20 protein-coding genes are annotated in these 23,436 nt (G+C 65.5%); 19 read left to right on the top strand and 1 reads right to left on the bottom strand.

Translation table 11 applies throughout. The features are described from left to right. The first annotated feature begins 133 nt into the window (after window positions 1–133). From G6032_RS05545 to G6032_RS05455, 19 genes are all read left to right on the top strand, one after another. A complete protein-coding gene (locus G6032_RS05545) occupies window positions 134–373 on the top strand; it encodes a hypothetical protein (RefSeq protein ID WP_165281130.1) in 240 nt (79 codons plus the stop codon). Next, window positions 370–810, top strand: coding sequence for a type II toxin-antitoxin system VapC family toxin (locus G6032_RS05540; protein ID WP_165281129.1), 441 nt, complete (start codon window positions 370–372; stop codon window positions 808–810). Before G6032_RS05545 ends, G6032_RS05540 begins: the two co-directional genes overlap by 4 nt. Further along, window positions 807–2,750: a hypothetical protein gene (locus G6032_RS05535; protein ID WP_165281128.1), complete on the top strand. Its 1,944-nt coding sequence runs from the start codon at window positions 807–809 to the stop codon at window positions 2,748–2,750. The genes G6032_RS05540 and G6032_RS05535 overlap by 4 nt, the downstream gene beginning before the upstream one ends. Window positions 2,751–2,789: 39 nt before the next feature. Then, the gene (locus tag G6032_RS05530; protein WP_165281127.1) at window positions 2,790–3,020 is read left to right on the top strand and encodes a hypothetical protein; all 231 of its coding nucleotides are present in this window, start codon (window positions 2,790–2,792) and stop codon (window positions 3,018–3,020) included. Next, entirely contained in the window at window positions 3,017–3,412 is a 396-nt protein-coding gene (locus G6032_RS05525; RefSeq protein WP_165281126.1) for a type II toxin-antitoxin system VapC family toxin, read from the top strand. The genes G6032_RS05530 and G6032_RS05525 overlap by 4 nt, the downstream gene beginning before the upstream one ends. Further along, window positions 3,409–5,193, top strand: a complete 1,785-nt coding sequence (locus G6032_RS05520) for a hypothetical protein (RefSeq protein ID WP_165281125.1) — start codon at window positions 3,409–3,411, stop codon at window positions 5,191–5,193. Before G6032_RS05525 ends, G6032_RS05520 begins: the two co-directional genes overlap by 4 nt. Then, the gene (locus tag G6032_RS05515) at window positions 5,190–7,091 is read left to right on the top strand and encodes a tetratricopeptide repeat protein (protein ID WP_165281124.1); all 1,902 of its coding nucleotides are present in this window, start codon (window positions 5,190–5,192) and stop codon (window positions 7,089–7,091) included. Before G6032_RS05520 ends, G6032_RS05515 begins: the two co-directional genes overlap by 4 nt. After that, a complete protein-coding gene (locus G6032_RS05510) occupies window positions 7,084–7,731 on the top strand; it encodes a protocatechuate 3,4-dioxygenase (RefSeq protein WP_165281123.1) in 648 nt (215 codons plus the stop codon). The genes G6032_RS05515 and G6032_RS05510 overlap by 8 nt, the downstream gene beginning before the upstream one ends. Next, window positions 7,709–7,954: a type II toxin-antitoxin system RelE/ParE family toxin gene (locus tag G6032_RS05505; RefSeq protein ID WP_346763767.1), complete on the top strand. Its 246-nt coding sequence runs from the start codon at window positions 7,709–7,711 to the stop codon at window positions 7,952–7,954. The genes G6032_RS05510 and G6032_RS05505 overlap by 23 nt, the downstream gene beginning before the upstream one ends. 19 nt (window positions 7,955–7,973) lie before the next feature. Then, a complete protein-coding gene (locus tag G6032_RS05500; protein WP_165281121.1) occupies window positions 7,974–8,270 on the top strand; it encodes a HigA family addiction module antitoxin in 297 nt (98 codons plus the stop codon). A 55-nt stretch (window positions 8,271–8,325) separates the two neighbouring features. After that, complete coding sequence (locus tag G6032_RS05495; RefSeq protein ID WP_165281120.1) at window positions 8,326–10,410, top strand: tetratricopeptide repeat protein; 2,085 nt, start codon at window positions 8,326–8,328, stop codon at window positions 10,408–10,410. 120 nt (window positions 10,411–10,530) lie between these two features. Then, window positions 10,531–11,715 (top strand): ATP-binding protein, encoded by a 1,185-nt coding sequence (locus tag G6032_RS05490; RefSeq protein WP_206211827.1) that lies wholly within the window; start codon window positions 10,531–10,533, stop codon window positions 11,713–11,715. Next, entirely contained in the window at window positions 11,708–13,609 is a 1,902-nt protein-coding gene (locus tag G6032_RS05485; RefSeq protein WP_165281119.1) for a hypothetical protein, read from the top strand. The genes G6032_RS05490 and G6032_RS05485 overlap by 8 nt, the downstream gene beginning before the upstream one ends. 10 nt (window positions 13,610–13,619) lie before the next feature. Further along, on the top strand, window positions 13,620–15,518 hold the full coding sequence (locus G6032_RS05480; protein ID WP_165281118.1) for a hypothetical protein: 1,899 nt from the start codon (window positions 13,620–13,622) through the stop codon (window positions 15,516–15,518). A gap of 59 nt (window positions 15,519–15,577) precedes the next feature. Beyond that, entirely contained in the window at window positions 15,578–16,339 is a 762-nt protein-coding gene (locus tag G6032_RS05475) for an SDR family oxidoreductase (protein WP_165281117.1), read from the top strand. Window positions 16,340–16,486: 147 nt separating this feature from the next. Continuing rightward, window positions 16,487–17,971: a serine hydrolase domain-containing protein gene (locus G6032_RS05470; RefSeq protein ID WP_165281116.1), complete on the top strand. Its 1,485-nt coding sequence runs from the start codon at window positions 16,487–16,489 to the stop codon at window positions 17,969–17,971. 40 nt (window positions 17,972–18,011) lie between these two features. Beyond that, a complete protein-coding gene (locus G6032_RS05465) occupies window positions 18,012–19,046 on the top strand; it encodes a hypothetical protein (RefSeq protein ID WP_165281115.1) in 1,035 nt (344 codons plus the stop codon). Then, window positions 19,043–19,987, top strand: coding sequence for a TerB family tellurite resistance protein (locus G6032_RS05460; RefSeq protein ID WP_165281114.1), 945 nt, complete (start codon window positions 19,043–19,045; stop codon window positions 19,985–19,987). The genes G6032_RS05465 and G6032_RS05460 overlap by 4 nt, the downstream gene beginning before the upstream one ends. Then, entirely contained in the window at window positions 19,987–21,765 is a 1,779-nt protein-coding gene (locus tag G6032_RS05455) for a metallophosphoesterase (RefSeq protein WP_165281113.1), read from the top strand. The genes G6032_RS05460 and G6032_RS05455 overlap by 1 nt, the downstream gene beginning before the upstream one ends. Here G6032_RS05455 and G6032_RS05450 read toward each other — a convergent pair. Beyond that, window positions 21,668–23,431 carry an ATP translocase gene (locus G6032_RS05450; RefSeq protein WP_165281112.1) on the bottom strand — a complete coding sequence of 588 codons (1,764 nt, stop codon included), beginning with the start codon at window positions 23,429–23,431 and terminating at the stop codon, window positions 21,668–21,670. The genes G6032_RS05455 and G6032_RS05450 overlap by 98 nt on opposite strands. Between the last annotated feature and the right edge of the window lie 5 nt (window positions 23,432–23,436).

Raw genomic sequence — 23,436 nt, 5'->3', positions numbered from 1 at the left:
AACTCATGCGCCCCAACGTCATCCGCGTGGCGTTGTTTTACCTTGTTGCAGCGCGGGTCCTGTTACCCGAATTGCGGTCCGGACTCGCCGTCGATATATTTGCTATCACATAAAGCAAAACCGAAGGATCACAATGGCAAGCAGCCTTCATGTGCGAAATGTCGACGACGAGCTCATCGTGCGCCTGAAGCGTCGGGCCGCGCGCCATGGTCGCTCGGCCGAGGCCGAGCACCGCGAGATCCTTCGCCAGGCGCTGGAGTCCGAGGCGGAGTTGGAGATCAAGCCTTTGCTCGCCAAGATCCGCGCGCTCAGCGCCGGACGCGAGCAGACCCCTTCCGAAGTGCTACAGCGCGAAGGCCGGGACGAGCGTTGAGCGAGGTCGTCATCGACGCCAGTGTCGCGATCAAATGGGTCGCGCCGGAGGCATTGAGCGAGCGCGCCGTTGCCCTGCTCGAAGGCCCACGATTGTCCGCGCCGGATCTGCTGGTCGCCGAATGCGCCAACATCCTGTGGAAGAAGGTTGCCCGCAGCGAGATGGAAGCGGGTGCTGCCATCGTCGCCGCGGAAGCGATCGAGCGGGTCGAAATCGAACTGGTGCCGATGCGCCTGCTCCTCGCAGAGAGCCTGAAACTGGCGCTCGAGCTTGACCATCCTGCCTATGACTGCCTGTATCTCGCACTTGCGCTGGCCCGCGACTGCCGCTTCGTGACGGCTGACGGGAGGCTGGTGAACAAGCTCGCCCAAACGGGCGGACAGCGCCTTCGCGATTGCGTGCTCGGGCTGGATGCGGCGCCGGAATTCTTTTCATGAGCTTCTTCGCCGAACTCAAGCGCCGCAACGTGTTTCGCGTGGCGCTGTTCTATGTGGTGACCGCGTGGCTGGTCATCGAGGTGGCCGAGACGGTGCTGCCGTTGTTCGAGGTGCCGGACGGTGTGCTGCGCGGGCTGGTGGTGCTGCTGGTGATCGGGCTGGTGCCGGCGCTGGGGCTGGCGTGGATCTACGAGATCACGCCGGAGGGCATCAAGCGCGATGCCGGACCCGCTACCGTCGGACAACAGTCCTCCGACACGGGCCGAAAGTTGAACTGGGCGACGCTGGCGGTGGCGCTCATCGCGATCGGCTTCATGGCGATGGACCGGATGCGCCCGGCACAGTCGGTCATGGCGCCTACAGCAACGCCAGCACCGGCGGTAACAACGGCACCGACAGCAACACCGGCATCGCCTGCGACCCAGGCACCGTCGGCGGCCACGGGCATCGCGGATGGCGCAGACAGGGGAGACAGCCCGGAGAAAGCGAACACGGCGAACATCGCTGATGCGGTCGACGCCGCCTCGATCGCCGTGTTGCCTTTCGCCGACCTGTCCCCGACCGGCGACCAGGAATATTTCTCCGACGGGATTGCCGAAGAGATTCTCAACGCGCTGACCCGCGTCGAGGGCCTGGCCGTCGCCTCGCGCACTTCGGCCTTCCAGTTCAAGGGGCGCGAGATCGGCATTCCGGAAATCGCCCGGGCCTTAAGCGTTCGCCACGTGCTCGAAGGCAGCGTGCGCAAGGCCGGCGACACCCTGCGGATCACGGCGCAGCTGATCGACGCGTCCAACGACCGCCACCTCTGGTCGGAGACCTTCGACCGTTCGCTGACGGCCGAGAACGTGTTCCAGATCCAGGATGAAATCGCGGCCGCGATCACCCGCGCACTCGGCGTGGCGATGAAGCTGGACGGCGAGCAACTGGTTTCGTCTGCGGGCGCCACGGACGATATCGACGCCTACGAACTGTACCTCCAAGCACGCACGCTCTTTCACCAGCGCAACGACCTCGACCGGGCGGACAAGCTGCTCGAACAGGCACTCGAACAGGACCCGGCCTTTGCACGCGCCTGGGAATTGCGCGCGCCCATTCCGCCGCTCGCGATCGAGTATGGCGACTCCGACGAGCCGCTGGAGGCCGCAGAGACGCGCTCCCGCCAGTATGCGGCCAGGGCGCTGGAGCTGAATCCAGGCAGCTCTCTGGCGCTTGCCACGATGGGCAAAATCCTGATGGAACGGGGGCTTTCCCTGCGCGGGTTCACAGACTGGGCGACGGTGCTCGATTATTTCGAACGGGCGATCGAAGCGGATCCGACCAATGCCAGCGCCTTCCTGTGGCGCGGCAACACCCTCGATGCACTTGGTTTCACCGAAGAGGCGCTGGCGGCCTACCAGCAGTGCGTCGCGCTCGAGCCCTTGTACCTCCCGTGCGTGAATAATCGTCCGTTCAGCCTGGTCGCCCTCGGCCGATTCGAAGAGGCGCTGGCGATGTATCGACGGGACCTGGGGCGTGGTTTGTCACTGTACGGCTTCGGACTCATTCCTCTTTGGGTGGAAATGAAATCCGACATCCTTTTCATGGAGGCCGCCAATCACTCCGAGGGGCTGCAAGGCTTTCCGCGCCAGGCTGAACTCTACGCCGCCCATCTCGATCCCGGCGGCAATTACGCTGAGCTGGTAGCCGACGCGATCCAGTATCGTCCCCCATCGCAGACCTACGGGGGCCAGACAATTACGGAGTTGCTGCTCGTGCCGTTGGGTTTCACGGAAATCAGCGGGCTATGGTCCCCGAATTGGGGCGAATCGTTCCGGCGCTTCCGCCAGACGGAAACGTTCAAGCAGATCATCCGCGACGCCGGGGTGCTGGCCTACTGGCGCGAGCATCGCTTCCCGCCGCTGTGCCGAGCGGTGGGGGCGGAGGGCTTCGAATGTGATTGACATGGTAGCATGTAGTGCACATGAAACGAGGATGAGCGCATGTCAAGCATGATCCAGATCCGCAATGTCCCGGTGGAGATCCACCGGGCGCTCAAGGCGCGCGCGGCGCTGGCCGGCAAGAGCATGAGCGAGCTGATCCTGGAGGAGCTGCAGGCGATGCTGGCGCTGCCCTCTGAACAGGAGCTGCGTGAACGGCTGGAGCAGGCCGAGCCTTTCGCCATGAAGAAGTCGTCCGCCGCGCTGATTCGCCGGGAGCGTGACGCCGCATGAGCCGGGTCCTGGTCGTCGATGCCTCGGTCGTGGTCGACTTGATTGGGCGGTTTCGGCCGCAGCCGATCGAAGCGTTGCTGTGGGCAAAGGACAGCGTCCTGGCCGCGCCTGAACTCCTCGATGTCGAGGTGCTGCAGGCGCTGCGCCGGCTGGACAAAGACAAGGCCATTCCGCCGAGCCGTGGGGACGTCGTCCAGCTGTTGCGGGCACTGCGCATCCGCCGCTATCGGCACCACAGCCTGCGTGACACCATCTGGTCCTTGCGCAAGAGCATGACTGCCTACGACGCCGCGTACGTGGCGCTTGCGAGCCTGCTGGACGCCACGCTGGTCACGCGCGATGCGAAACTGGCCCGCGCGCCCGGCCTCGATATCCAGGTGGTGGTGCCGTGAGCGCGCGCCCTGGCCTGTTCGCCGAGCTGAAGCGCCGCAAGGTGTTCCGCGTGGCGGCCGCGTACCTGGTGGTGGCGTGGGTCGTGGTGGAGGTGGCGAGCACGGTGGCGCCGAATTTGAACCTGCCGGAGTGGACGCCGCGCATGGTGACCCTGCTGGTCATGCTGGGTTTTCCGTTGGCGCTGGTGCTGGCCTGGATCTTCGACGTTACGCCGGAGGGCGTGAAGGTCACCGAGAATGCCGGCGGCAACCGCGGCTTCTATGTTGTCGCAGCCGCAATCGCAGTGGGTGCGATCGCGTGGTTCCTGTATTCCGGGAGCGCGGACCAGGAAACGTCCGTGGCGGATGTCACCGAAGACCCCTCCATCGCGGTACTGCCTTTCGTGAACATGAGCGACGATGCGGGCAACGAGTATTTCGCCGACGGGATCTCGGAGGAATTGCTGAACATTCTCGCGGGCATCGACGGACTGAAGGTCGCCTCGCGCACCTCGGCGTTCTCGTTCAAGGACACCAATACGCCCATTCCCCAGATCGCCGAACTGCTCGGCGTGCGCCACGTGCTGGAAGGCTCGGTGCGCAAGCAGGGCAACCGGGTGCGGATCACGGCCCAGCTGATCGAGGCCGGCGAGGACGCTCACCTGTGGTCGGAAAGCTATGACCGCACCCTCGACGACATCTTCAAGGTCCAGGAAGAGATCGCGCAGGCGATCACGCTCGCGCTGGAGGGCATGCTCGGCGCGCGCCGCGTGACGGTGCAGGCCGCCACCGGCGACCTGGAAGCTTATGAGCGTTTCCTCAACGGGCGTGCGCGCTTTCACCAGCGCACGGAGCTGGACCAGGCCATCGCCGACCTCGAGTACGCCGTGGAACATGATTCAAGCCTCGCAGAGGCGTGGATCTACCTCGCGGCAGCGCACCACGTTGCGCCCGGCTATCCGTCATCGCGGAATGTTTCCTACGAGGCAACGCAGGATGCCGGACGGGTTGCATTGGCCCGCGCCAAGGCGCTGCTGCCGAACGATCCGCTGGTCGTGGCCCTGCAGGGCAACCTCGAGGCTGGTCGCGACCGCCCGGCAGCGTTGACTTTGTTCGAGCGGGCGTCCGGGATGCGTACCCACGTTTCGACCCCGACCTTGTGGCACGGCCTCGCGTTGCTCATGGCGGGATACATCGACGAGGCGAAGGTCGTACTGGAGCGTGCTCGCCGGATGGATCCTCGGGCAGGGATAAACAACGGCTACCTGGGGTTGGCGTATCTCGCGGCCGGCCAGGATGCCGAGGCGGAGAAACAGATACGGCTCGCCCACGCGAACGGCTGGGCGATCGGCCTGCGGCTCTACACCATTGAACTGGCGGCACGCGGCGAGGGTACGAGGGCGGCAGAGTTCCTGCGCAGCACCCTCGACGCCGAGACGCTGCGAACTCCAGGATTCAGCGCAGTCCTCGCTGCGCTCGAGGATCCCGCCCAGGCGCCAGCCCTGCGTGACGTGATCGGAGATAATCCCATCAATGAAGCGCTGATCTCGCTGGGTCGCGAGGACCAGTTCCTGGATAGCGCGCTCGCCTACGTGCATTTGCCGGAAAGTGACCAGGCCTATTGGTTGCGCATGGCCTGGCAACCGTCGTGGGCCGGCGTACGCGAGGACCCGCGATTTTTCGAGATCGCGCGTGAACTCGGCTATGTGGATCTTTGGGAAACGCGCGGCTATCCGCCGGGCTGCTCGCGCGTTGCTGCATCCGGGGCCGATCGACTGGATTGCCCGGGGATGCGGCGATGAGCCTGTTCATTGAACTCAAACGCCGCAACGTGTTCCGCGTGGGCGCGGCCTACGTCGTCATCGGCTGGCTGCTGTTGCAGGTGGCCGATGTGCTGCTGGATAACTTCGGCGCGCCGGACTGGGTGTTCAAGTCTTTCGCCGCGCTGTTGATTCTCGGCCTGCCGCTGGCGCTGTTCCTCGCATGGGCCTTCGAGCTGACGCCCGAGGGGGTGAAGCGCGCCGAGGACGTGGTCGAATCCGACAGCATCACGCCGCACACCGGCAAGCGCGTCGATCGGCTGATTGTCGTTGGCCTGGTGGCGGTGATCGCGATCCTGGTGGCGGAGCGCTTCTGGTCCGCCGGTGATGCGGACCAGGAACCGGGCATCACAGCCGACGCGCCTGCGGCGGAGACCGAGCCGGTCGATGTGCCCGGCGCGCCCGATGCGGCCGATACGCCCGAAGTACCCGTTGTGCCCGTCGAAAAATCCATTGCCGTGCTGCCGTTCGCCGACTTCAGTCCGGGCGCCGACCAGGGCTGGTTCGCCGACGGCCTGGCGGAGGAAATCCTGAACGCCCTGGCGCGCACGCCGGATCTCAAGGTGGCGTCACGCACTGCGACGTTCGCCTTCCGCGATACCTCGCAATCCCCCGCCGAGATCGGCGCTGCTCTGAAAGTCGCCCACATTCTCGAGGGCTCCGTGCGTCGGGCCGCCGACCGGATTCGCGTGACCGCGCAGTTGATCCGCACCAGCGACGGCTACCACGTGTGGTCGGAGAACTTCGACGGGTCGATCGAGGACGCGATCGCGATCCAGGAGCAGATTGCCTTCCAGATTGCGCGCGCGCTGAAAACGGCGATGGATCCTGACGCGCTGGCTGAAATGCTTGCCGGCGGGACGCGCTCTGTCGAGGCCTGGGAGGCCTTGCTGAAGGCACAGGCCTTAATACAAGACGCTTCGATGATCGATTTCAAACTGGCTGAGAACGACCTGATATTGGCGTCGGCGCAGCGCGCGGTCGAGGTCGATCCGGGCTTCAGCCGCGCACATGGATTCATGGCCAACTTCTGGCAACAGCAGATGACGCCGGTGTCGGCTTTTTATGCGGCAACGAACCTGGCGCCGGCTGAAGTCCGGGCTCGCTTCGACAAACACATCGAGGACGCCATCCGCACGGCCGGCAGCGAGGCCGAGCGCCTGGCCTACCAGGCCGACAGGGCCTGGGTGCAAATGCTGTATGCCGACCGGGTCGCTTATCTGCGGGAGGCCATGGCACTGCGGCCGGAGCAGGCCGACATCCATGTTCAACTGGGCCGGGCATTGATCGAGGTGGGTGAATACGCCGAAGCTCGGGATATCCTGGTGAAGGCCGCGGCGCTGGGGCGCGGCACCGCCCCCGAACTGGTGGCGGTGTACCAGATGCTGCACCGTGTCGATGCAGAGGCCGCACTGGCGATGAGCGATCGCGCCCTGGAGATGGATGCCGGCTCTCTGCAGGTGCTTTACCAGAGTCACCGCGTGCTCCTTTATGCGGGACGGATCGAACGCGCTGCTGACGTGGCGCGTGCCTATGTGCTGCGTGATGCGGATTCCCAGTTCAGCCACATGCTCCAGGTGCGACAGGCCTGCGCTGAAGGGCGTCGAGCTGATGCCGACGCGATCTATGCGCTTTTCAATGGCGACTTGATCCGGTGGCTGATGTTGAAGACGCTCGGTCGTGATGCCGAGGCCCGCGAGCTCCTGCGTCCGCTCGATACCCCGGAGAGGCTTTACGCACTCTCGACCGTTCTCTCCTACCCGTTTTTCGATCCGGGCGATTATCCGCTGCTGGCCGACACGCTGGCTCGCCAGGGCATCCAAAGACCGCCGCCGATGCGAATTCCTTTTGCCTGCGAGGAGAACCCGGGTCATGAGTGACTTAATCGATAACGCCCGCCGCCGTCTGTTACGTGGCTCCATCGGCACTGCGGCGATGGTCGCCAGCGCGCCAGTGCTCGCGGTCACCACGCCGAGGCAGACCGAAGGCCCGTTCTACCCTGCCCATGAACAACCCGACACCGACGCTGACATGACGCGGATCCAGGGTCACAGCGAGCCCGCGCTCGGCGAGGTCATCGAGGTGACGGGCCGGGTGCTCGACGAAGACGGCAAGCCCGTGGCGGATGCGCTGGTCGATGTTTGGCAAGCCAACACGCACGGCCGTTACGCGCACGAGCGCGACTCCAACCCGGCGCCGCTGGACGAGAATTTCCAGGGCTGGGCCCGACTGATGACCGATGCCGAGGGTCGCTATCGCGTCCGCACCATCCGGCCGGGTGCCTATCCGGTCACGGCCGGCTGGACCCGCCCGCCGCACATCCACTTCAAGATCGCCCGCCGCGGCTTTCATGAACTCACCACGCAGATGTATTTTGCCGGCGACCCGCTCAACGAAACGGATCGCCTGCTGCAGTCGGTGCCCGAGCCGGGCCGCAGCATGCTGCTGGTGGAGTTCAGCGCAGCGGCGGAGGAAAGCGTCAAGCAGGGGAGTTTCGATATCGTGTTGCGTCGGGTCTGAGGGTGAAGTGACGCGCATGCAGACAACGGCCAGGCGCAAGTTGCGCATGCTCAATAACGCGGAAACGCTGCAGGATTTGAAAGTGCCACCTGGCAATCGACTGGAAACCCTCAAGGGTAACCGTAAGGGTCAACACAGTATCCGCGTCAATAACCAATGGCGCTTGTGCTTCGAATGGCGGAACAACCACGCCTACAACGTCGAGATCGTCGACTACCACTGAATTCCGGCTGAGGCAGGCTATGACCAAGAAAACGCTCCCCAACGTACATCCGGGCGAGATTCTGTTAGAGGAATTTCTCAAGCCACTTGACCTTAGCCAGAACGCGCTGGCCCGGGCCATTGGTGTTCCGCCGCGACGGATCAATGAGATCGTACTCGGCAAGCGTGGCGTCACAGCCGATACGGCCATGCGTCTCGCAAGGGCATTCGGAACCTCAGAGCGATTCTGGTTGGGTCTGCAGGCCGACTATGACCTGGAGCAGGCCCACTCCAGGCTCGGGTCGTCACTCGATCGTATTCCTCATATTGCAGCCTGACTCTGGTATTTCTGTTTTTGCGCCCGGTGAACCCCACTTCGAGGCAGTTTGACTCATGAGCCTGTTTGCCGAACTCAAGCGCCGCAACGTGTTCCGCGTGGGCGCGGCTTATGTCGTCATCGGCTGGCTGCTGCTGCAGGTGGCCGATGTGCTGCTGGATAATTTCGGCGCACCGGACTGGGTGTTCAAGTCTTTCGCCGCGCTGTTGATCCTTGGCCTGCCGCTGGCGCTGTTCCTGGCCTGGGCCTTCGAGTTGACCCCTGAAGGGGTGAAGCGCGCCGAGGACGTTGTGGAATCCGACAGCATCACGCCGCGCACCGGCCGGCGCATCGACCGGCTGATCGTGATCGGCTTGCTGGCCGTGATCTCGGTCCTGGTCGTCGAGCGGGTCTGGTTTGCAGGAGCGGGTAGTGACGCCGGTACGGACTCGTCGGCGGAGCCGAGCGTTGCAACAGTGGCGGACGACACAAGGCAAACCGGCGCCGAGAGCGAACGCCGTTCCGGCGCGGGGGCAGGCGGCGATCTGTCCGGCGCAGCGCCTGGCGGCGATCGGCCCGACGCAGGGCCCGCCGCAGGGCCTGCCGCGGAAAAAGAATCGATCGCCGTGCTGCCGTTCGCCAACATGTCGGCCGACCCGGAACAGGAATTTTTCGCCGACGGCATCACCGAGGACATCCTCACCCGCCTGGCGGCCATCGGCGAGCTGCGCGTGATCAGCCGCACCTCGATCATGCGCTACAAGGGATCGGACAAGAGCCTGCCGGAGATCGCTGCTGAGCTGGGCGTCAGCCATGTGCTAGAAGGCAGCGTGCGGCGGGCCGGCAACCAGGTGCGCATCACCGGCCAGTTGATCCGCGCGGCCGACGACGCCCACCTGTGGGCGGAAAGTTTCGATCGAGAGCTGGCGGATATCTTCGCGGTGCAAACCGAGATCGCAGATCACATCGTCGAGGCCCTTGCTTTGCAATTGACCGACAGCGAGCGCGAGCGGCTGCAACGCCAGGGCACCGACAACGCGGCAGCCTACGAGCAATACCTGCTCGGTCGCGCCCAGCTGAACCAGTCGTACAGCGATTTCGACGAGATCGCGCGCGCGCTGGACATGGCCGAAGCCCAGTTCCGGGCGGCATTGGACAAGGATCCGGACTACGCTGACGCTTGGGCCGGGCTGGCATCGGCATTGCTACCCCGGTTATGGGTTCAGCCGGAACAGGCCGAGGCGAATTACCAGGCCGGGGTGGAGGCCGCGCGCCGTGCCATTCGTTTGGCGCCGGAGTCGGCTGTCGGTTATGTCTGGCTCGGCCGGGCCTATATGGCTCGTGGGCTGGATGAAGCGGCCATCGAACAATTCCAGCTGGCGGCTGAGATCGAGCCGGACTCGGTCGATGTGCTTTCGGCGCAGGCGGGATTTCATCGTAGCGAAGGCCGGCCTGTCGAGGCTGTAAAGCTGCTGGACCGCGCAGTCCGGATCGAGCCGGGCGATGCCAACCTGCGGGATCAGCTTGCCGGGACTGCGAGCCAGATCGGGGAACTGCAGCTTGCTCGTGATGCGTACCGTGTCGCCTGGGGATCGATCACGCCGCATGAGGCGCGCCTGGCCTGCATGCTGGCTGAGGTCGCTCTGCAGGAGGGGGATGCAGAGACGGCGCGAAGGCACCTTGTTCGCGCGCGGGAACTGGAGCCCGATTCGCCGTTCCAGGCCAATTGCCAATTAGATCATTCCCTGAGGCTCCGTGACCTGGATGCCGTGAGCCAGGTGTTCGAGCGCGAGCGCGAATTTTTCGAGCAGCGCCAGCCGCTCACAGCGGCGCTGGCGCTGGCGCGAACACAGCCGGATGCGGATCTCGAGCCGCTGCTCGCACTTGCCGAGCACCGCTTACGTGAAACAATGCCCCGCCGCTGGGGCAGCAACCTCGAGTACACCCTGGCCCGGATCGAGCTTTTGCGCGGCAACCCTGCCGCGGCGCTGGCGCGTCTCGAAGCCGCCATCGATCTCGGCTGGCGCTCGTATCGCGAGCTCGAGCTGGATATCACGTGGGACCCGGTCCGCGAGGACCCGAGTTTCCAGGCGCTGGCAGGACGGGTCGATGAAGACCTGGCACGCCAGCGTGCCGAGCTGGTCGCCGGCGTGCGGCAGTGATGAATCTCTTTGCCGAAGCCGGATTGAACGGCCGGCGTCCGTCGGCCAGATACTGGGCTTGACCTCAGGATGGGCTGGTGAATAGGCTGATTCAAAATCGTATCTTGAGTTAGCCGCATTTTGACCGAGCGCTATGTCCCACGTGATCTTGGCAAGCAGGTGCTCGGCGCGGCCGGGTCGTTTCCGGCCGTCACGATCACGGGTCCGCGGCAGAGCGGCAAGTCGACGCTGTGCCGGGCATTATTCCCCGACCACCCTTACGTCAACCTGGAGTCGCCGGACCAGCGGCGCTTCGCTTGCGAGGATCCGCGCGCCTTTCTTGCGCAGCTTCCCGACGGTGCGGTGCTGGACGAGATCCAGCACGCGCCTGAATTGACCTCCTACCTGCAGGTCCTGATCGATGAGGACCCGCGCCATAGCCGCTGGATCCTGACGGGCTCGGAAAACTTCACGCTGATCGAATCCACCAGCCAGTCGCTCGCCGGGCGCAGCGCGATGCTCAACCTGTTGCCGCTGACCTGGCCGGAAATCAATCGCTTCGCATCGCCGCCAGCCTCGCTTGATGAAGCATTGTTCGCCGGCGCATACCCGCGCGTGTTCGAGCGCAACATTGCGCCGTCCGACTGGTTTTCGGCCTATGTCGCCAGTTATGTCGAGCGCGACGTCCGGACACTGGCCAACATAGGCGACCTGACCGCGTTCCAGCGCTTCCTGGCCCTGTGTGCCGGACGTACCGGCCAACTGCTGAATTATTCCAGCCTGGCCGCCGACTGCGGCATCTCCCAGCCGACCGCCAAGGCCTGGTTCTCGGTGCTCGAGGCCAGCTTTGTCGCCTTCCGCCTGCCGGCCTGGAGCGGGAACCTGCGCAAGCGGCTGATCAAGATGCCCAAGCTTCATTTCTACGACGCTGGCCTGGCGTGCTGGCTGCTGGGAATTCGCGATCCTGCGCAGTTGCGGCTGCACCCGTTGCGGGGCGCGATCTTCGAGACCTGGGTCGTCGCGGAAATCGCCAAGCATCGCGCTAATTCCGGCGAACGCGGGGGTCTGTATTTCTATCGCGACCACAACGGCGTCGAGGCCGATTTGCTGATCGACGGCCCCGAGGGCTTGACTGTCGTCGAGGCAAAAGCGGGACAGACCGTGACCGCCGACCTGGTGTCCCCCGCGCGCCGGATCGCCGCAACGCTCGGACCGCGCGTCCGCTCGAAGCCCTGGATCGTTCACGGTGGGGATTCGCCACAGCGACGCGGCGACGTTACCTTGTTGCCCTGGCGCCAAGCGAGCGAGGTTACGGCGGATGGATAATCGCTCCAGCACGAGCCTCTGGGCGGAACTCAAGCGTCGCAACGTCTTCCGCGTGGCGATCTTCTACGTGGTCACCGCGTGGCTGGTGATCGAGGTGGCCGAGACGGTGCTGCCGATTTTCGACGTGCCCGACGGGGTGCTGCGTGGCCTCGTGGTGCTGCTGGTGATCGGGCTTGTGCCGGCGCTGGCCCTGTCCTGGATCTACGAGCTCACGCCCGAGGGGATCAAGCGCGATGCCGGCGCGTCCCCGGAGCCGGCGACAAGCACGAGTCACAAGCTCAACTGGGCCACGCTGGTCGTCGCCATCGCCGCGATCGGGTTACTCGTTTATGACCGGCTGACGCCGGAGGCGCCGGCCTTGCCGACGGTGGCGGCTGAAGCGCAGCCGGTCGGGGGCGCCGCCCAGTCGGTGGGCGACGCCGCAGAGCGGGATGCCGCGCCTGCTGCGACTCCGGAGGGCTCGGCGGCCAGCGGCGCGTCGATCGCCGTGCTGCCGTTCGCCGACCTGTCGCCCGGCGGCGACCAGGAGTATTTCGCCGACGGCATGGCCGAGGAAATCCTCAATGCGCTGGTGCGCGTGAAGGGGCTCGAGGTCGCCTCGCGCACCTCCTCGTTCGGCTTCAAGGGCCAGGAGAGCCTCGGCATGCCCGTCATCGCCGAGCGCCTCTCGGTGCGACACGTACTGGAGGGCAGCGTGCGCCGCGCCGGCGACAACCTGCGGATCACCGCGCAGCTGATCGACGCGCAGGTGGACCGGCATCTTTGGTCCGACACCTTCGACCGTCCGCTGACCGCGGAGAATGTCTTCGCCATCCAGGAAGAGATCGCCGTCGCCATCGTGGACGCGCTGGTCGATTCGCTCGGCATCGAGATCGAGGACGAGGTGCGGCTGGCGCATGCCACCGAGAATTTGCCGGCCTATGACATGTACCTGCAGGCCCGCGCCCTGTTCCAGGGCCGTACCGGTCTCGACAGGGCGGACGACCTGCTGCGCCAGGCGCTCGAGCAGGATCCGGAGTTCGTGAATGCGTGGGAACTGCGCGCCGCAGTGCAGACGGTGATCTTCGAGTACGGCTACACGGACTTGTCCCGAGACGAACACCAGCGCCGGGGCGTCGAGTTTGCAGAGCGCGCGCTGGCCCTGGAGCCCGACAGCGGCATGGCGCTGGCCACGCTGGCGAACATGCGGCTCAACGCGACGCTCATGCTGCGGCAACGGCATGATGTCGCCGACATCATCCGGGATCTCGAACGCGCCGTGGAACTCGATCCGCACAACAGCTCGGGACTCAACTGGCTGGGGATGGCGTTGGCCTTCGTGGGCCGGGACGAGGACGCCCTGCGCACCTTCAGTCGCTGCGTGGATGTAGCGCCCCGCTTTGGGCCGTGTCGCGAGAACCAGTACGACGCCCTGTGGGCCATGGGCCGATTCGATGAAGCGTACGCGGGAATGCAGGACGCGCTTAATGACGGGGCCGTCGTGTCCGAGTACGCCAACTTCGGCATGCTGGCGCATTTCGAGGAGAAGACGGCGTTCATGCTGCTGGCCAACCAGTCGAAGTGGCTGCCGGGCTGGTCGCGCCACGGCGACCTGTATGACGCTTTCCGAAACCTCGATGCCGACCATGCCGAACTCCTGGCGGAGTTGAAGGTGTTTCTCAGCACCCGACCGCCGGATCCTGGTTCTTTCGTCGGCGCATTGCTGGTCCCGCTGGGCGACCATGACGCGGCGCCATATTTTTTCCTGGTGTGGAATCCGGAGTACGCGCGCTATCGCGGCTCACCGCAATTCAGGCAACGCATTCGCCAATCAGGCGTGCTGGACTACTGGCGCGAGTATGGTTTCCCGGCGAAGTGCCGGCCGCTGGATGGAGACGAGTTTGCATGCGATTAAGCGGTCGATCATGACCCTGTTCAATGAACTCAAGCGCCGCAATGTCATCCGCGTGGCGTTGTTCTACCTTGTCGCGGCGTGGGTGCTGATCCAGGTCGCCGAGACGGTCCTGCCGCTGTTTGAGGTGCCCGACGGCGTGCTGCGCGGGCTGGTCATCCTGCTGGCGCTGGGTTTTGTGCCCGCGTTGGTCTCCGCCTGGATCTACGAGCTCACGCCCGAAGGCCTGAAGCGCGAGAGCGATCCGTCGCTGTCCGACGCGACGCGCGAACACGGCGCGCGGCGGTTGAACATCGCGGTGATCGCCCTGCTGCTGCTGGCGATCGCGCTGTTCGGCTACGAGCAGCTGCGTGACGGCTCGGCGCCCCCAGGGCCGCCGGCTTCGGCCTCGGCGGCGCAGGTCCCTGGTGATGGCGTGCTCGCGCCCGCGCCGGAGCCCGAGCACGCGTCCGCATCCGCCGCTTCCCCGCAGTCGATTGCCGTGCTGGCATTCGCCGACCTGAGTCCGGATGGAGACCAGGAATACTTCGGCGACGGCATCGCCGAGGAGATCCTGAATGCGCTGGTGCGCGTGCCGGGCCTGCGCGTGGCGGGCCGCACCTCGGCGTTTTATTTCAAGGGTCGCAACGAGGACCTGCGCAACATCGGCGCGACGCTGGGCGTCGCCCATATCCTGGAGGGTTCGGTGCGCAAGCAGGGCGAGCGGCTGCGCGTCACCGCGCAGCTGATCCGCAGCGAGGACGGCTTCCACCTGTGGTCGGAAACCTACGACGGCACCGACGCCGATATCTTCGCGTTGCAGGAGCGCATCGCCCGCGAGGTCACTCGCGAGCTGAAGGTGGCCCTCAATACCGGCCAGGACGAACGGCTGGTCAACGCGGGAACCACGAATCCCGAGGCCTACGCGCTCTACCTGCGCGCCACCGAGGTGTTCAACCGTCGCCAGGCCGAACGCTACGAAGACGCCATCGCTGCTGCGCAGCAGGCGCTGCGTCTCGATCCCGGCTATGCCCGCGCACATTCGCGCCTCGCGACGCTGTACTACCTGTGGTCCAACGTGGCCGCACCGGATCGTCACGACGCGTTGACTGGCGAGGCGGCCAGGCAGGTGCAAGCGGCGCTGGACCTGGATCCCGGACTGGCCGAACCGCATGCCGTGCTGGGGATACTGCACTGGGGAGACCGACGCTATGCGGACTCTGCGGCCGCGCTGCAGAAGGCGCGCGCGATCGATCCGAACGATTCCACTACGCTCTTCTGGGGTGCATTGTTCCATTGCCCACTCGGCGCCATCGAGCTTTGCGAACGCGAGCTCGACCATGTCCTGATGCTCGATCCGCTGTTGCCGAACGCGTTGGGCTGGCGTGCCCGGCTCTATGCCTCTGCCGGCGACCTGGCGACTGCGGAACGGATGACCGAGCGGGCCCGTGAAGCGGGGCTGCGCTGGACGGGAATGGCAATGTCGCGGATTGCACTTCAACGTGGTGACCGAGCGGCGGCGCAGGCGCACATGGAAGAAGTCCACAGGATTTTTGGTGGCGACCTCGCGCCGGAGGCCACCGCAGTCTTCGCGGCGGCGCGTACCGGCGACGTGCAGGCGCAGGAACAGGCCCGCACGATCATCGATGACTATCTCGAGGGGACAACGGGACGCATCAACGCGTTGGTTCCGATGACGCTCGTGGCCATGGGCGATATCGAGCGGGGACTCGGCGTGTTCGCAGATAACCCCACGACCAACGATCCGCTGTTCCTCGGTGAAGTCTTGGGCACTCGCTGGTACCCGGACGTCTGGACCTCACCGGCCTTCCCCGCATTCCTGCGCAAGACCGGCATTGCCGACTACTGGGATCGCTTCGGGGTGCCGGCGCACTGCCGCAAGGAAGCCAGCGGCGACTACCGCTGCGAGTGACCCGGATGCAATGCGAGGCGTGAACTCTTTTAACTAGCAACGATTTCGGAGTAGCAGTCATGGACCTGGGACTTGCCGGCAAGGTCGCGCTGGTGACGGGAGCGAGTCGGGGGATCGGGCGGGCCATCGCGGCAGGACTGGCCGCCGAAGGCGCGCGCCTGGTCATCGCGGCCCGGGGCGCGGAAGGGCTGGATGAGGCGCGGCGCGCTCTCGAGAGTACCGGCGCCGAGGTGCTGGCCGTGGCGGCGGATGTCGGGGATGACGCCAGTGTGGCAGCACTTGTGGAGGCCGCCCGCGCGCGCTTCGGAAGAATCGACATCCTGATCAGCAACGCGTCGGCGCTGGCGGTCACGGGGGATCGGGCGAGCTGGGACGCAAGCCTCCGTGTGGACGTCATGGGCGCGGTCCGGCTGGTGGAGGCCGTGTTGCCCATGATGCGCGCCGCGCGCGAGGGCGTCATCCTCCTTGTGTCGTCCATCTCGGCGATCGAGGCCGCGCCCATGCAGGACTTTGGCTACACCGCGGCGAAAGCTGCCCTGAATGCTTTTGCCAAGAAGCTGGCGGTGGTCGAGGGAGCCCACGGCATCAGGACGAACGCCCTGTTGCCCGGTTCGATCGAGTTTCCCGGTGGCGGCTGGGAGATGATGCGCCAGAATGAACCCGCGATTTACGAAATGGTTCGCCAGAGCGTGCCGGCCGGGCGGCTCGGAACGCCGCAGGAGGTGGCTGAAGCCGCAGTGTGGCTGGTTTCGCCGCGGGCGGGTTGGGTCAATGGCGCGGCACTGGTCGTGGACGGCGGTCAGTCCAGGGCCATACGCTGAACCCGGCGCGTCTTGCGCTCCCGTGCCTAGCGACGGTAACGAGGTGGTTCTCCCCGTGGAATCCGCGCCATAATCGGCGCATCAGGACGCCATCGACCGTGACCGAGGAGCAGCATCATGGGGACCGCCGGGATTTCTGGGACGAACATGAATCACGGTAAGCGCCTCACCCATCATGCCGTGCGGTGTGCATTGATGCTCGCCACCATGGGGCTGGCCGGCGTGGCGGCCGCCTCGGCCCCGTCGCTCCGGCTCGCGGATGATCCCCGTGTCTCTGGTGCAGTCCAGCTGTGGGCCGAATGGGTCGAGTACCAGGCCAGCACCAGTCGGGTGCCCGGCGTCTCCTACGGCATCGTTCACGACCAGGAACTGGTGGCCAGCGGCGCCTTCGGCGAGGCCAATCCGGCGACCGGCGCCCCCGCGACGCCCGATACGCTCTACAGCATCTGCTCGATTTCGAAGCTGTTCACCAGCGTGGCGCTGATGCAGCAACGTGACGCCGGCCTGCTGCGCCTGGACGATCCGGTCGCGCAGCACCTGGACTGGTTCAACATCGAGGATGCGCACCCGGCGGATGAGCCGGTCACCATTCGCGGCCTGCTGACGCATTCCGCCGGGCTGCCCCGCGAGTCCGACTTCCCCTACTGGACCGATCCGGACTATCCGTTCCCGACAAGCGACGAGATTCGCGCCCGGCTCGGCGCGCAGCAGACGCTTTATCCGTCTGCGCGCTACTTCCAGTACTCCAACCTGGGCCTGAGCCTGGTCGGCGAGATCGTGGTGGCCACGTCCGGCCAGGCTTTCGATCCCTACATACGCGAACACCTGCTCGATCCGCTCGGAATGAGCGACACGTATACCGACATCCCGATCGAACTGCGTGGCGGGCGCATGGCCGTCGGCCACACCGCGCTGAAGCGGGACGGGATGCGGGAAGTCGTCGCGCCGTTCCAGACCCGGGGCATCGCCCCCGCCGCGGGGTTCGCCTCCAGCGTCAACGACATGGCGAAGTTCGCCATGTGGCAGTTCCGCCTGTTGGGCGACGGCGGGGACGAGTTGTTGCGCGCCTCCACCCTGCGCGAGATGCAACGCGTGCACTGGGTCGATCCCGACTGGGAAACGACCTGGGGGCTCGGTTTCAGCGTCCGGCGCGAAGGGGAGCGCACCTTCGCGCGCCATGGCGGCGGGTGTCCCGGGTACTACACCGAGTTCCGGCTCGAGCCGAAAACGAAGCTCGGCGCCATCGTGCTGACCAACACCATCGGCTCCGAGCCCGGCTTCTATGCCGCCAAGGCTTTCGACCTTATCGCTCCCGCGATCGAAAGCGCGCTGGACGCACCGGACGAGGCGCCCGCACGCAACGCGGAATGGCTGCGCTATACCGGGGTTTACGACAACATCTGGGGCCAGGTGGCCATCGTGCCATGGCAGGATGGCCTGGCGCTGCTCTACCTGGGGAGCCGAGATCCGGCCAAGGACATGGTGCGCTTACGGCATGTCGGCGAGCACACTTTCCGGCGCGTGCGCAACGACGATGACTCACTGGGCGAGACGGTCTATTTCGAGCCTGGCGAGGACGGCACGGTGCGGCGCTTCAAGCGCCACAGCATCTGGATGAACAAGCTGCGCTGATCGTCGTCCGGGCGGGCAATAGGTTGAGGAACACGGAAAAATGCGATCAATAATCAGCCGATCGGTTTTCGTCCTGGTCTTCGCGGCGCTGCTCCAGGCGTTTGCGCCGCAGGCGGTCCAGGCGCAGACCGGGCCGAATATCCTGTTCCCGGTGGCGTACATAGAGAACCGCCTGCACGGGCCGCTGGAAATTCTCGACGCCAAGCAGGCCAGGCCCAGCGTGGAAGGCGATCGCTCGGCGCGCGTCGTGCTCGCCGGGCCGGACGGCGAACCCGGCATGGAAGTGTTGTGGAAGCCCGTGAGTCCGCCGGGGGACGGCTTCAACAACGAGCCGCGCTATGCGCTGGCGACGTACCGCCTGCAGTCGCTGTTCCTCGACGAGTGTGAATACGTGGTGCCGCCCGTGGTGATGCGCGCACTCACGCGAGATGAATACCGGAGCTTACGCAACGAGGCCCCGGCGACCATCCTGACCACCGACTCGGTGCTGTTCCTGCTGTCCTACTGGCTTTCCGAGGTGTCCCCCAATGACCCATGGGATGCGGCGCGCTTCGCGACGGACCCGCGTTATGCACGCCACTGGGGCAACCTGAATATCCTGACTCACCTGATCGACCACAAGGACGCCAACTACGGCAACCTGCTGGTCTCGACTCACCCGGACGACCCGCGCCTGTTCGCCGTCGATAACGACGTCGCCTTCGATAGCCGCATCAGCGACCGGGGCGATACGTGGAGCCCCTTGCTGGTGGACAGGCTGCCGCAGAAAACGATCGACCGGTTGCGCAGCATCACTCGCGACGACCTTGAACAGGCCCTTGGGGTGGTCGCGGAGTTTCATCTCGAGGACGGCGTACTGACGCCCGTCGCCACGTTCGGCAAGAATCTCGCGAACACCCGCGGCGTGCGTAGCCGGCGGGGACGCATACAGTTCGGTCTCACCAGGGCGGAAATCCGCCAGGTGCAACGGCGCATCGATGACTTGCTGGAGGCCGTGGACGAGGGGCGGATCGGGACGTTCGAAGATTCCGCAGAGGCGCTCGGACTCGCCTGCCTGGCGGTCGCCCGGCAGTGAATTTCTTCCTGACCTTCGTCGAGTTCCTGGTGGCGATCGGGATCGTCGTGACCCTGGTCACCAACTACCTGATCATCAACAAGTTGTGGAAACGGCGCATGGTCCGGGAAGTCGCGGAGAGCGTGTCCATCGCCGCCGCACTGCTGGGCCTTTTCAACGGTATCCCGTTCCTGATCATGTTCCTGCTGATCAATCCCAACCCGGCGGCCGCGACCAAGACCACGATCGGCATCGTCACGGCGGTGATATTCGTGCTCATCGGTAGCGGGCTGTGGGTGGCGGAGTTCCGCCAGCGCGGTTTTCGCAGCCTGTTCCTGCGCGCGCTCAACCTGGAGCGCAAGGAGTCGGCCGACCTGATCAAGCGCCTTGTCCAGCCCAGGGGCGCCACGCAGATCCTGCGCGTGCTGCAAGAACTCGCCTCGGTGGACGGCCACGTGGACGAGCGCGAGACGGAGATCATCCGCCACTTTGCGCGCGAGTGGCGCCTGGAGATGCCCGACGTAGCCGGTGACGGCGCGCAGCGCGGCATGATCGGCCTGCGCAAGGCCATTACGGACTACTTGAACCTCAATCCGCCTGCGAAGCAGGTGGCTGATTTGCGTGACGTGCTGCAGGCGCTGGTGGAGTCCGACGCGCAGGTTGCATGGCAGGAATCCGTGGCGCTGGAAGAGGTGGACGGCATGCTGGCCAGGTACACAGCGGGCGACGATGCGGGGGTGGCGATGCATGAAGTCCTGATCGTGCCGCAGAGCGACGCGCAGGTGGAAGCAGTCCGCACCCTGCTGCCCGGGCGGGAGGAAAAATTCGTGCGCGGGGGACGGGTGTTTTCCGTCGGCAGCTTCTTTTCCGCGCGCTATGCCGAGTTCGTCTGCGAGAGATACATCAGCCTCGGCCTGTTCACCACCGTCGTGGCGGAGGATCAAGCCGTGGGAGGGCAATGATGTTGCACGTCATCCAAGAGAAGATACGCCAGGCCTCCTGGCTGCTCCTGCTGTTCCTGTTGCCGGGCGCACAAGCGCTCTCGGCCGCAGACTACCGCTTCGAGGGCGTCGACCGGGTGGTCGTCGTCGGCGATGTTCATGGCGCCTATGACGAGCTGGTCACCCTGTTGCAGGGCACGGGCCTGGTGGATGCCGAGCTGCGCTGGAGCGGCGGGGAAGCGCATCTCGTGTCGCTCGGGGACCTGCTGGATCGCGGCGACTACGGCAAGCAGGTGATGGACCTGCTGATGCGCCTGGACGAGGAAGCCGCGGCCGCCGGCGGCGATGTGCATGTCATTCACGGCAATCACGAGGCGATGAATCTCGCCGGGGACCTGCGCTACGTCAGCCTGGGCGATTATGCCCAGTTCGGCGCGGAGCAGGCGGGCGAGTTTCCGCCCGGCTTTTTCGAGCGGCGCGCGGCGCTGGCGCCGGACGGCGAGTACGGCGCCTGGCTGCTGGACCTGCCGGTCGCCATCGTCGTCAACGACACCCTGTTCATCCACGGCGGCGTCTCGCCGCTGCTGGACCGGCTTACGCTGGACACGCTCAATGAACGTGCGCGCAGCGATATCCGCCGATTCGCACAGGGCTGGCACACCCTGCTCGACGCGGGCATCGTGAGTGATGACGACGGCCAGAGGATGATCATTGCGCGCGCCGCCGCACTCGGCGAGGACGCTGCGCCGGAAGTGCGGGCGGCGGGCGATGCCATCACCGCGGCCACGGAAGGCCTGCCTTTCATCCCGGATGGACCGCTCTGGTACCGCGGCAATTCGCTTTGCCACGCCTATGTGGAGACCGAGCCCACCAAGCGCGTGCTCGAACAATTCGGCGCCGCCCGGGTTGCGGTCGGCCATACGCCGACCCGCGGCCGCAGGATCACAAGCCGACTGGACGGTCACGTGCTGCGCGTCGATACCGGCATGAACGTCTCGGCCTATCAAGGCCGCCCCTCGGCCCTGGTGCTCGAGGACGGCACGGTGCGCGCCTGGTACGCGGGCGAGGGCTACGCCGAGGTAGAGACGGCTCCGCCCCGTGAATGGGATCGTCCTTACGGCATGAGCGACGCAGAGATCGAGGCTTTCCTGCTTACGGCGGACGTGACCGAGGTCGACGCGGCTGGCGACGCGGAGGTGCAGCGCGTCGTGCTGGAGCATGACGGGCGCCGCCTCGACGCGGTGTTCAACACGGTCGATACCGCCCCGGGGCTGGAATCGCGCAGGTGGCGACGGGGCGACGAGCAGGCCGAACGTTTCGGCTACGAGATCGCTGCTTACCGGGTCGATCGCCTGCTGGAACTGGGCATGGTGCCCGTGACCGTGGAGCGAGAGATCGGCGATGCGCGTGGCTCACTGCGTTTGTGGATTCCGGGATCGTTCTCCGAACGGCAGCGCCAGGCGCAGCAGATTCCCTTCACCGGCGCGTGCGACCTGGCCGGGCAGTATCAGCTGATGAGTGCCTTCGACGTGCTTATCCTGAATGCGGTCCATGACCTGGGCACCCTGCGCTACGATGAAGACTGGCGACTCTGGCTGACCGACCAGTCGGAGGCCTTCGGCGTGGCGAGCGATGTCCGGGCGATGTTGCGTAATTCCGAGCTGACGCTGACGCCGCAGATGGGCGCGGCGCTCGAGACGATTACTGCCCAGAATGTGGCGCCGTTATCGGCGTATCTCCATCCGCGCCAACTGGAGGCACTGGTGACCCGGGCGACGCAGCTGCAGAGATTGCGCTGAAGCGGGGGACCGGGTCGGGCCCATACTCGATGCCGAATTCGGCGTGCACGCTGAGCCCCTCGAAGTCCGTGGCCGTCAGGACCACGCGCCGCTCTCCCGCCGTATCCTGCGGCGGCTGCAGCGTGAACGTCTGGTTGTGCCGGTCGAAACGGATCCAGGCCGGCAGCGGACTGCCGTCGGCCGATTTCGCTTCGTAACGCAGCGTGTCGCCCGGATCAGGGTCCATGAAGGCCCTGTCCGGGACGCTGAACACCAGCATCTGCCCCGCGGGCACGTAGACGTCGGGCAGGGGCGCCTGGATGACCGGTGGCATGTTGGCCAGGTTGTGCCGGATCTCGCCGTGATGACGGCGCCCGATGGCATTGCCCAGGGCGAAAAGCACCGCCGCCAGGCAGAGGTTGATGCCGATGATCCAGCCGATCTCCAGTCCGAGCACCTGCGCCACGAGAAACACCATCATCGCCTGCAGCAGGTCGCCGAAGCGCACGAAGAACGTGTCGATGGTGGTCTTGCCGACGTACTTCTCTTCGCGCGTCACCGGCAGGTAAAGAGTGTGATTGGTCGTGTTCTGGATCGAGTAGTTGGTGGTCATCTCGATGATCATCAATACCCGCACGAGCGCGAAGACCGGGAAAAACAGGATGAGGCCGTAGTTCAGCAGCATGACGGCCGGCAGGATCAGGATGGCGCCGCGCACGCCGAACCAGCGAAAAATGCGTGACACCAGGAACAGCTGGACGAGGATCTGCAGCGCGGTCAGGGTGGCGTAGAAATTGCCATAGAATTTCGAGATGACGGTGCCTGTCGTCAAGCCGGCCGTGCTCGCGGCGACCAGCTGCGCTGCATGATCGCTGAGGAAGGCCGCGAGAATATACGTGCCGTTGCTGTTCACGAGGTTGAGCAGCAGCACGAATATCGCGATCCGGAACAGGTAGCTGCTTTGCAACACGGTGCTGAAACCGCCGAGCACCCTGGCAAACGAGCTCCCGGCCTCGGGCGCTTCCTCTGCTGCGGCTGCACGCGAGCCTTCGGGGACGGCACGCTCGGCGACCCGGCTGAGCAGCAGCACGCAGACCAGCATGGCGGCCGAAAGCAGCATGAGGTTCGTCACGCCGACCACCTCGTAGAGCCGGCCCGCCACCTGGCTGCCCGTCAACGCCCCGAGCGCCGCGCCGACCATGATGAGGGCGAACAGCCGCTGCCCGGTCTTGATGTTCAGCAGGTCGGCGGCAAACGCCCAGAACTGCGCGACCACCATGACGCTGTATACCCCCACCCAGATGAAAAACGGTACCGCCACCGGGATGCCCAGCCAGAAGAGGAAGGCGAAGATCAGCAGGTTGGACGCGAAGAATCCCCCGACCCAGCGCAAGACGACCGACTTGTCGCCGCCGCGCCTGAGGTAATCGAATAACAGCTTGTACAGCGGGACCAGGAAAATCAGCGTCACGGCAATTGCGCCGTTGGCGTAGGAGCGCACCTCGGCCGAACCTTCGACGAGGATCAGCGTATCGCGCACGAGCTTGATGAGGTAATAGCCGTGCAGCAGGAGAAAGACCTGCGCCAGCATGAGAAACACGGTGCGTCCCTCGCCGGGGCGCAGCGAGGTGAACAGCTGCAAAAAGCGCTCGAAGAGGGTCAGGCGGGAGAATGTCGGCGCTGGCATCGGCG

Origin of the sequence: Wenzhouxiangella sp. XN24 (assembly GCF_011064545.1) — a bacterium.
GTDB lineage: Bacteria > Pseudomonadota > Gammaproteobacteria > Steroidobacterales > XN24 > XN24.
The sequence above is the reverse complement of the archived record's forward strand: the minus strand, read 5'-3'. Positions and strand labels throughout refer to the sequence as shown.

Coding starts and splice junctions, on each gene's coding strand:
- G6032_RS05530 (WP_165281127.1), top strand. CDS start 2,790: ATGTCAAGCATGATCCAGATCCGCAATGTCCCGGTGGAGATCCACCGG.
- G6032_RS05455 (WP_165281113.1), top strand. CDS start 19,987: ATGTTGCACGTCATCCAAGAGAAGATACGCCAGGCCTCCTGGCTGCTC.
- G6032_RS05475 (WP_165281117.1), top strand. CDS start 15,578: ATGGACCTGGGACTTGCCGGCAAGGTCGCGCTGGTGACGGGAGCGAGT.
- G6032_RS05480 (WP_165281118.1), top strand. CDS start 13,620: ATGACCCTGTTCAATGAACTCAAGCGCCGCAATGTCATCCGCGTGGCG.
- G6032_RS05500 (WP_165281121.1), top strand. CDS start 7,974: ATGACCAAGAAAACGCTCCCCAACGTACATCCGGGCGAGATTCTGTTA.
- G6032_RS05450 (WP_165281112.1), bottom strand. CDS start 23,431: ATGCCAGCGCCGACATTCTCCCGCCTGACCCTCTTCGAGCGCTTTTTG.
- G6032_RS05495 (WP_165281120.1), top strand. CDS start 8,326: ATGAGCCTGTTTGCCGAACTCAAGCGCCGCAACGTGTTCCGCGTGGGC.
- G6032_RS05510 (WP_165281123.1), top strand. CDS start 7,084: ATGAGTGACTTAATCGATAACGCCCGCCGCCGTCTGTTACGTGGCTCC.
- G6032_RS05485 (WP_165281119.1), top strand. CDS start 11,708: ATGGATAATCGCTCCAGCACGAGCCTCTGGGCGGAACTCAAGCGTCGC.
- G6032_RS05465 (WP_165281115.1), top strand. CDS start 18,012: ATGCGATCAATAATCAGCCGATCGGTTTTCGTCCTGGTCTTCGCGGCG.
- G6032_RS05515 (WP_165281124.1), top strand. CDS start 5,190: ATGAGCCTGTTCATTGAACTCAAACGCCGCAACGTGTTCCGCGTGGGC.
- G6032_RS05525 (WP_165281126.1), top strand. CDS start 3,017: ATGAGCCGGGTCCTGGTCGTCGATGCCTCGGTCGTGGTCGACTTGATT.
- G6032_RS05535 (WP_165281128.1), top strand. CDS start 807: ATGAGCTTCTTCGCCGAACTCAAGCGCCGCAACGTGTTTCGCGTGGCG.
- G6032_RS05470 (WP_165281116.1), top strand. CDS start 16,487: ATGAATCACGGTAAGCGCCTCACCCATCATGCCGTGCGGTGTGCATTG.
- G6032_RS05545 (WP_165281130.1), top strand. CDS start 134: ATGGCAAGCAGCCTTCATGTGCGAAATGTCGACGACGAGCTCATCGTG.